Genomic DNA, 9,288 nt, shown 5'->3' with positions numbered 1-9,288 from the left:
CTCTCCGCCCCCCCCCCGCTCCGCCGCGGGTCTCGTCCCGCCGGGGGCTGGGCGGGCTCCCCCTGCCCGCGGCCGCCCCCCCCCCCCCCCCCCCCCCCACTACAGGGGCAGTGCCCAAAAAAAGCCCCGCACTTGGCGGGGCTTTTTGTCAGTTCAGTTGGCCGTGGCAGTGCTTGTACTTCTTGCCACTTCCGCAGGGACAGGGATCGTTGCGGCCGACCTTGGGCGCGTTGGCCTCGTCGATCACTTCCGCTGCTTCCTCGTCGGCGCTGTAGCCACCGTTGTCCTGGTGCTGGAACTGCGACATCTGCAGGCGTGCTTCGGCCTGCTGACGCTCCAGCTGCTCCATCGCCAGCACTTCTTCTTCGCTGCGCACACGCACGCGCGAGAGCATGGTGATCACTTCGCGCTTGACGTCCTCCAGCATTTGCGAGAACAGCTCGAAGGCTTCCTTCTTGTACTCCTGCTTGGGCTGCTTCTGCGCGTAACCACGCAGGTAGATGCCCTGGCGCAGGTAATCCATGCGTGCCAGATGCTCCTTCCAGCTCTGGTCGAGCACGGTCAGCATCACGTGCTTTTCCAGTGCGCGCATGGTCTCGGCGCCAACCGCCGCTTCCTTCTGCGCGAAGTGCTCGTCCACGCGGTCGATGACCTTCTGCGCGATCGCCTCGGCGTCGAGTTCTTCGTGCGCCTTGACCAGGCCAACCACGTCCATCTCCACGCCGAACTCGCCTTCCAGCGTGGCCTGCAGGCCCTGCAGGTCCCACTGCTCGTCCACCGAATTCGGCGGCACGAAGCGGGTCACCAGGTCATAGATCACGTCGCCGCGGATGCCGTCGATGTTTTCCTTGACCGACTCGGCGTCCAGCAGCTCATCGCGCTGGCCGTAGATCACCTTGCGCTGATCGTTGTTGACGTCGTCGAAGTCGAGCAGGTTCTTGCGGATGTCGAAGTTGTGCGCTTCAACCTTGCGCTGTGCCTTCTCGATCTGACGGCTGACCATGCGGTCTTCGATGACGTCGTCTTCCTTCATGCCCATCATGCGCATCGCCTTCTGCACCCAGTCAGAGGCGAAGATGCGCATCAGGTTGTCTTCCAGCGACAGGTAGAAACGGGACGAACCCGGGTCACCCTGACGACCCGAACGGCCGCGCAGCTGGTTGTCGATACGACGCGATTCGTGGCGCTCGGTGCCGACGATGTGCAGGCCGCCAGCAGCCTTGACCGCTTCGTGACGCTCCTGCCATGCCGCCTTCACCGCCGCCTTCTGCTCGTCGCTGATGTCTTCACCCAGCTCGTGCAGTTCGGTTTCCAGCGAGCCGCCGAGCACGATGTCGGTACCACGGCCGGCCATGTTGGTGGCAATGGTGACCGAGCCCGGACGGCCGGCGTTGGCAACGATGGTCGCTTCGCGATCATGCTGCTTGGCGTTGAGCACTTCGTGCTTCACGCCGGCCTTGCGCAGGTGCTCGGACAGCATTTCCGAGGTTTCGATCGAGGTGGTACCCACCAGCACCGGCTGGCCGCGTTTGGCGCATTCTTCAATGTCCGCCAGCACCGCGTTGAACTTGCCCTTGCGGTTGAGGAACACCTGGTCCGGGTAGTCCTTGCGCACGGTCGGCTTGTTGGTCGGGATGACCAGCACTTCCAGGCCGTAGATGCTCTGGAATTCGAACGCTTCGGTATCGGCCGTACCGGTCATGCCGGACAGCTTCTTGTACATGCGGAACAGGTTCTGGAAGGTGATGCTTGCCAGCGTCTGGTTCTCACGCTGTACCGGCACGCCTTCCTTCGCTTCCACTGCCTGGTGCAGGCCGTCGGACCAGCGACGACCGGCCAGGGTACGGCCGGTGAATTCATCGACGATGACCACTTCGCCATCGCGCACGATGTAGTCCACGTCACGCTGGTAGATGGCGTGCGCACGCAGCGCGGCGTTGAGGTGATGGACGACGGTCAGGTTCTGCGCGGCGTACAGGCCGTTGTCGTTGTCGGCGCCGATGATGCCGGCTTCGCGCAACAACTCTTCGGCGTGCTCCATGCCGGCTTCGGACAGGAATACCTGCTTGCCCTTCTCGTCGACCCAGTAGTCGCCCTCGCCTTCTTCGGTTTCCTGCTTGATCAGGCCCGGCACCACGCGGTTGACGCGGATGTACAGCTCGGGGGAATCGTCGGCCGGACCGGAGATGATCAGCGGGGTACGCGCCTCATCGATCAGGATGGAGTCGACTTCGTCGACGATGGCGTAATGCAGGCCGCGCTGGTAACGGTCGGCGCGGGTCAGCGCCATGTTGTCACGCAGGTAGTCGAAGCCGAATTCGTTGTTGGTGCCGTAAGTGATGTCGCTGCCGTAGGCCTCGCGCTTGTCGCTGTGCGGCATGCCCGGGTAGACCACGCCGACACTCATGCCCAGCCAGTTGTACAGCTTGCCCATCTGCGCCGAGTCGCGGCGGGCCAGATAGTCATTGACCGTGACTACGTGCACGCCCTTGCCTTCCAGCGCGTTGAGGTAGACCGGCAGCGTTGCCACCAGTGTCTTGCCTTCACCGGTGCGCATTTCGGCGATCTTGCCCAGATGCAGCACCATGCCGCCGATCAGCTGCACGTCGTAGTGGCGCATGCCCAGCACGCGCAGGGAGGCTTCGCGGCAGACCGCAAAGGCTTCCGGCAACACCTTGTCCAAGGCTTCGCCAGCGGCGATGCGCTCACGGAACTCGGGGGTCTTGGCCTTCAGCTGGTCATCGGAGAGCTTCTGCATCTCCGGTTCCAAGGCATTGATCTTGGCGACGATACGGTTGAGCTGGCGAAGCTGGCGCTCGTTACGGCTGCCAAAAACGCGGGTAAGCAGGCTGTTGATCATTGAAGGAACCGGTTTGAATGAAATGCCGTGCGACCTGGCTCACCCCCTGGGTTCACCGGTCACAAACGAAACAGGGCGCAATGCGCCCTGTCGATGGCAACGCCTATTGTAGCTTGGGGCGGACGCTTGGGTTTCAAGCACCCCCCAAACAAGTCAGCCTGAGCTGACCTGCTGCCCATCAGCCACGGCTGAGCCGGCCGACCGGCGTATTGCCACCCTCGCCGAGGAATTTGCGCGGGTTCATCACCACGCCGTTCTGCCAGACCTCGAAATGCACGTGGGCGCCGGTGGAACGGCCAGTGGAGCCAGCCTTGGCCACTTCCTGCCCGGCCCGCACCAGCCCACCTTCACGCACGGTCAGGCGCGAATTGTGCGCGTACAGGGTCTTGTAGCCGTTGCCATGGTCGATTTCGACCACATTGCCGTAACCGCCCTTCACCCCGGAAAAGCTGACCACACCGTCGGCCACGGCCAGTACCGGGTCACCGACACGGGCGTGGAAGTCCATGCCCTTGTGGTTGCCAACACCGCGACCGAACGGGTCAGCGCGGCCACCAAAGCTGGAAGTGACGTAGGTGTTGCGGATCGGCATGCGCGAAGGCACGGCATTTTGTTCGAGCTGGTGGTCGAACAGCAGCGATTCCATCACCGACAACTGCTTGCCTGAAGCAGCGAAGCGCTGCTCCAGCACCTGTAAGTCGGTGTTTACCGCGCTGACCGGGATGTCCTGGGTCGGGCCGGGTTCGCCTTCACCCATACCCGGGGTTTCCTGGAAGTCGAACTCGCCGTCTTCCAGCTTGCCCATCTGCGTCAGGCGCTCACCCAGGGCGTTGAGCCGGGTGGCCTGCGCCTGCAGCTCGCCGAGGCGGGCGGCCAGCGCGTTGACCTGGGTCTGCGCGTCGGCGCGGACCTTGGCCAGCTCCTGCTCCTGATGGTCAACCTTGGATTGCAACGCCGCGTCGCCGGCCATGCCGATGGCGAAGCTCAGGGCCACACCCATCAGGCAGCCAAGGCCAAGTACGCTACCCAACAGGGCTTGAGGACGATCCTCGAAGAACATCTGAACACGCGACAAGGGCGTCTTAGCCTTCTGTTCACGCGTTTTGATTACGATCTTTTTAAATGTCATTGAAGAATTCTTATGTCAGAGCCGAAATCCAGTGTTCGTTCCCGTTCCGCGCCCAAACAGGCGCTGGAAGCGGCGATGGCGGACAAAGCAGGTAATCCGCTGCGCCGGGCCCTGTGGCTCGATGCGATGGACCGGCAATTGCGCCCCCATTTGCCGCCGGCGCTGGCTAACCGTTGCCGGTTGGCCAATGTGGACGGCGAACACCTCGTTTTTCTCGTCGAATCGCCGGTGTGGCACGCCAAAGTAAGGCTTGCCGAAGACCAGCTGCTCGACGCGGCCCGATCCATCGGGCTGAAGGCCACCCGGGTGACCGTCAAAACTGCGACCGCGTCTGCGCACTCCCCAGTGCGTAACGATCAACGCAGCACAGCAGTAAGCGAAACCACGCACAAAGGACTGCGCGACGCGTTGGCTGCCCTGCAGGATGTGAAATCAACAAAGTCCTGAAGGGCCACCGGGAGCCTGATCGGCCCCGGTCTCCACCCGACCGTCCTACGGACCGGATTGGAGCCAGCAGGAATCCTAGCCGCGGAATGCAGCGAAGGAGTTAGTCTTTTGTTAATTAAAAGTTAAATTCAGACTGAAAGCCTGATCGGGTTCACACAACGACCACAAATGGGAATAGTCGTGCTGTGTGAAGGCCGTGTCTCTTACGACCTCACCGCTATTTAACTTAGGCGTAGGCCGGGATGCCGTACAGCACCGGATCGGCGGCTACTGGAGAGTCGTAGCTGGCCCACTCCCAGGCACTCTGGTCGGCCAGAAGGGCGCGTACCAGCTTGTTGTTCAGCGCATGGCCGGACTTGAAGCCCTCATAGGCGCCCAACACCTGCCCACCGGCCAGATACAGGTCGCCGATGGCGTCCAGGATCTTGTGGCGGACGAATTCGTCGGTATAACGCAGGCCGTCGTCATTCAGTACGCGGAACTCGTCGAGCACGATGGCATTGTCCATCGAGCCGCCCAGGCCCAGGTTGCGCTCACGCATGTACTCAAGATCACGCATGAAGCCGAAGGTACGGGCCCGCGAGATTTCCTTGATGTAGGCGGCCGAGGAGAACTCGATCTCCACCCGCGACTGCTTGGCCGGGATCATCGGGTGATCGAACTGGATGGTGAAACCCAGTTTGTAACCCTCGTACGGCTCGAAACGGGCGATCTTGTCGCCGTCACGCACTTCCACCGTCTTGAGGATGCGCAGGAAACGCTTGGCCGCGCCCTGCTCGACGATGCCTGCCGACTGCAGCAGGAACACGAACGGACCGGAGGAGCCGTCCATGATCGGCAACTCGGCCGAGGACAGTTCAACGATGACGTTGTCCACGCCGAGGCCGGCCAAGGCCGACATCAGGTGTTCAACGGTCTGGATCTTGGCGCCTTCACAGGTCAAACCGGTGCACAGGGTGACTTCGGTGACCAGATCGGCACGCGCCGGGACTTCCACCACCGGATCCAGATCCACCCGTCGGAACACGATGCCATGGTCAACCGGTGCCGGGCGCAGGGTCATATAGACCTTGTCACCGCTGTGCAGGCCGACGCCGGTGGCGCGGATCGTGTTCTTGAGAGTGCGTTGCTGGATCATGTGTATGTAAGGCCGGAGGGGCCGCGCAAGCGCAGCCAGGGGGACAAACAAGAATAACACGCGTTAACACGCGCCCTTTGCAGCGCCAGATTCGGCCGTCAGCTTCCATCCAGTACCGAAAATATCGCCGGGCCGGCCTTGGCCCGACGATAAAGGACATGGTATTCCCGCCGGGGTGGACAGCCCCGACGTATCAGCTCTGCATCCAGCGGCCGGCCAGTCCGACCCACGGCGCCGTTGCCGGCGCACGCGATGATCGGGCCTGGATGGCCCCTGCTACCGCATCAGTCAGCCTGGCGGCGCAGGAACGCCGGGATGTCCAGGTAGTCGTTCGGCAGCTCTGCAGCAGCCGGCGACGCCGACGAGGTGGAAGCAGACACGGTGTCCGAACTCGGACGACGCAGGCCCATGCCCATGGTGTGACCCACGGCCTTGGCCACGGCATCGGCCGGGCTCTCGTACTCTTCAAACTCGGCCTGGCCGGTGGTGGCGTTACGCACCAGCTTGATCGGGCCGCGCTCGCCCGGACGCTGCGCGTTCTTGGCAACGGCACGGTTCAGGCCGGTGGCAACCACGGTCACCTTGATCTCGTCACCCAGATCCGGATCGATCACGGTACCGATCACCACGGTGGCGTCTTCCGAAGCGAAGGCATGCACGGTGCGACCGATTTCGTCGAACTCGCTCATGGTGATGTCGGTGCCGGCGCTGATGTTGACCAGCACGCCATTGGCGCCAGCCAGATTCACGTCGTCCAGCAACGGGTTCTGGATCGCGGCCTCGGCAGCAGCCTGGGCGCGGTCATCACCACGTGCGGTGCCGGTGCCCATCATTGCCAGGCCCATTTCCGACATCACGGTGCGCACGTCGGCGAAGTCGACGTTGATCAGGCCCGGACGCACGATCAGGTCGGCGATGCCCTGCACAGCGCCCTGCAGCACGTCATTGGCAGCACGGAAGGCCTGCACCATGGTGGCGTTGCGGCCGAGCACGGTGATCAGCTTTTCGTTCGGGATGGTGATCAGCGAATCGACGTGCTGGCTCAGTTCTTCGATGCCCTTCAGTGCGACCTGCATGCGGCGACGGCCTTCGAACGGGAACGGCTTGGTGACCACGGCCACGGTCAGGATGCCCATTTCCTTGGCCAGCTGTGCCACCACCGGTGCAGCACCGGTGCCGGTGCCGCCGCCCATGCCGGCGGTGATGAACACCATGTCCGCACCCTGCAGGGCGTCCATGATGCGCTCACGGTCTTCCAGTGCGGCCTGGCGGCCGACTTCCGGGTTTGCGCCTGCGCCCAGACCCTTGGTTACGTTGGTGCCCAGCTGCAGCTGCAGCTTGGCGCCACAATTCTTGATGGCCTGCGAGTCGGTGTTGGCGGTGATGAATTCCACGCCATCCACGCTGCTGTTGACCATGTGCGCCACGGCATTACCGCCGCCGCCGCCCACGCCAACGACCTTGATCACCGCGTTCGGTGCCATCTTTTCAATCAGTTCGAAATGCGCCATGTCCATGTCCTCTCTATTGCCGTGATTGGGTCGAGCATCCGGGAAGAATCCTTCTCCTTCTGCGCCCGCCCGCACCGGCGAGTTGTTTTAGGTATACCGCTTCGGGTTGCCCCTGCACGGTGGTTGTTGCTTGCTTCAATGACTGCGTTACAGCACTTCGTCTTGCCTTACTGCTTGCCCTTCTGACTGCCTCACTGCTCTACCACCGGTACCGCGTTCAGAACTCGCCGCGGAACCAATTCTTCAATTTGTTGAACATGCTGCCGGCGCGCCCAGTGGGCAGCGACGGGCGACGCGGGTGTTCGATCTGGCTGCCCATCAGCAGCAGGCCGACGCCGGTGGCATGCACCGGATTGCCGACCACTTCGCCCAGCCCGGTAACGTGCTGCGGAATGCCAACGCGTACCGGCATCTGCAGCATTTCCTCGGCCAGCTCGACCACGCCTTCCATCTTCGAGGCGCCGCCGCTGAGCACCAGGCCCGCGCGCACCATTTCCTCGAAGCCCGAGCGGCGCAGTTCGGCCTGCACCATCTCGAAGATTTCCTCGTAACGGCCCTGCACTGCCTGCGCCAGCGAATGACGCGGCATGCGACGCGGCGGGCGATCACCGACCGACGGCACCTGGATGCTTTCCTCGGCGGTTGCCATCTGTGCCAGCGCGCAGGCGTAGCGCACCTTGATCTGCTCCGCTTCCGGGGTCGGCGTGCGCAGCATGTGGGCGATGTCGTTGGTCACGTGATCGCCCGCAATCGGCAGCGATGCGGTATGGCAGATCGCGCCCTGGATGAACACGGCGATGTCGGTGGTACCGGCGCCGATGTCGACCATCACCACGCCGAGCTCGCGCTCGTCGGCAGTGAGCACGGCAACGCTGGAGGCCAGCGAGGACAGCACCAGGTCATCCACCTGCAGGCCGCAGCGCTGCACGCACTTGCTGACATTCGCTGCCGCAGACTGTGCACACACCACCAGGTGGGCATGTACTTCCAGACGCACGCCGGTCATGCCAACTGGATTGCGGATGCCTTCCTGCGAATCATCCAGCACGTACTCGCGCGGGATCGCATGCAGGATCTTCTGGTCGGCGGGGATGGCCACGGCCTTGGCCGCATCCAGCACGCGGTCCAGATCGCCCCAGCTCACTTCACCTTCGCGGATCGGGGTGATGCCCTGCGAGTTGCGGCACTGCACGTGGTTGCCGGAGATCGAGGCATACACCGAACGGATCTCGCAGCCGGCCATCAGCTCGGCTTCTTCGATGGCGCGCTGGATCGACTGTACGGTGGATTCGATATCCACCACCACGCCGCGCTTGAGACCGCGCGACTCGTGCGAGCCGATGCCGATGACCTCGATCGGGCTGCCCGGCGAGTACTCGCCGACCAACGCCACCACCTTGGAGGTGCCGATATCCAGGCCAACGATCAGTGATTTGTCACCCTTGCGGTTCATGTCCTGTCCTGCGTCTGCTTTGTTGCCGGCGGCGGGGTTCCCCAGCTCAGCGTGAATCCATTGGTATAGCGAAGGTCGGCGCGCACGATCGGCACCTGGGTGCGGGTCAGCTGCGGCAGCACGCGTACGAAGCGGCTCAGGCGTGAGCGTGCATCGTTGCGCCCAACAACCACTTCGGTGCCGTTATCCAGCGCCAGCGACCAGCTGCCGCGCGCGTCCATCGCGACTTTGCGTACGTCGACACCGGCCGGTGCGAACAGTGCGCGTGAATCGTTGTACAGCTCGACCACTTCGGTGGTCATGCCATCGGGGCCATCGAGTTCGGGCAGCGGCGCGTTCTCCAGACCGTGTGGCACCGCGAACAAGCGGCCCTGTTCGGACAGCAGGCGATCCTTGCCCCAGCGTGCAAACGGACGGTGCTCGACGATGCTCACTTCCAGCACATCCGGCCACTGTTTGCGCACCTGCGCGCTTTCCACCCACGGCAGCTTTTCCACTGCCGCCTGCGCGTCCTGCAACTTCACCGCGAAGAAGCCCGAACGTGCATACGGCAGCAAGGTTTTCTGCAGCTCTTCAGCAGGCACGCGTTTGAACTCGCCATGTACGCGCAGCTTGGCCAGCGGCCAGCGCTCGGCGCCGACCCAACCATTGACCACGGCGACCACTGGCAGCACCACCAAGGCGATGGCCAGCAGCCAGGCGAGCATGCGCAGGACGGCATTCATCGTGCGTCCTCCCCTGCAGCGCGGC

Annotated in this window: 7 protein-coding genes; 1 reads left to right on the top strand and 6 read right to left on the bottom strand. The window is 63.3% G+C overall.

Annotated features, from left to right (window positions below):
* Nucleotides 1-148: 148 nt before the first annotated feature.
* Entirely contained in the window at nucleotides 149-2,860 is a 2,712-nt protein-coding gene (gene secA / locus ACVOLZ_RS17330; protein WP_481517197.1) for a preprotein translocase subunit SecA, read from the bottom strand.
* Between the two features lie 178 nt (nucleotides 2,861-3,038).
* Complete coding sequence (locus tag ACVOLZ_RS17325; RefSeq protein ID WP_481517196.1) at nucleotides 3,039-3,989, bottom strand: M23 family metallopeptidase; 951 nt, start codon at nucleotides 3,987-3,989, stop codon at nucleotides 3,039-3,041.
* Nucleotides 3,990-4,001: 12 nt separating this feature from the next.
* Between ACVOLZ_RS17325 and ACVOLZ_RS17320 the strand changes: the two genes are divergently transcribed.
* Complete coding sequence (locus ACVOLZ_RS17320; protein ID WP_481517195.1) at nucleotides 4,002-4,436, top strand: DciA family protein; 435 nt, start codon at nucleotides 4,002-4,004, stop codon at nucleotides 4,434-4,436.
* A 226-nt stretch (nucleotides 4,437-4,662) separates the two neighbouring features.
* On the opposite strand, the gene lpxC is transcribed toward ACVOLZ_RS17320, so the two are convergent.
* The 4 genes from lpxC to ACVOLZ_RS17300 all read right to left on the bottom strand — a co-directional run bounded on the left by lpxC (nucleotide 4,663) and on the right by ACVOLZ_RS17300 (nucleotide 9,263).
* A complete protein-coding gene (gene lpxC / locus ACVOLZ_RS17315; RefSeq protein ID WP_481517194.1) occupies nucleotides 4,663-5,574 on the bottom strand; it encodes a UDP-3-O-acyl-N-acetylglucosamine deacetylase in 912 nt (303 codons plus the stop codon).
* A gap of 284 nt (nucleotides 5,575-5,858) precedes the next feature.
* The gene (gene ftsZ / locus ACVOLZ_RS17310) at nucleotides 5,859-7,085 is read right to left on the bottom strand and encodes a cell division protein FtsZ (RefSeq protein ID WP_481512177.1); all 1,227 of its coding nucleotides are present in this window, start codon (nucleotides 7,083-7,085) and stop codon (nucleotides 5,859-5,861) included.
* 217 nt (nucleotides 7,086-7,302) lie between these two features.
* Nucleotides 7,303-8,538 (bottom strand): cell division protein FtsA, encoded by a 1,236-nt coding sequence (gene ftsA, locus ACVOLZ_RS17305; protein ID WP_481517193.1) that lies wholly within the window; start codon nucleotides 8,536-8,538, stop codon nucleotides 7,303-7,305.
* The gene (locus ACVOLZ_RS17300) at nucleotides 8,535-9,263 is read right to left on the bottom strand and encodes a cell division protein FtsQ/DivIB (RefSeq protein ID WP_481517192.1); all 729 of its coding nucleotides are present in this window, start codon (nucleotides 9,261-9,263) and stop codon (nucleotides 8,535-8,537) included. Before ACVOLZ_RS17300 ends, ftsA begins: the two co-directional genes overlap by 4 nt.
* Nucleotides 9,264-9,288: the final 25 nt, after the last annotated feature.

Source organism: Stenotrophomonas sp. STEN020 (assembly GCF_056760195.1).
Note: the sequence above shows the minus strand (reverse complement) of the source record. Positions and strands in the feature narration are given on the sequence as shown.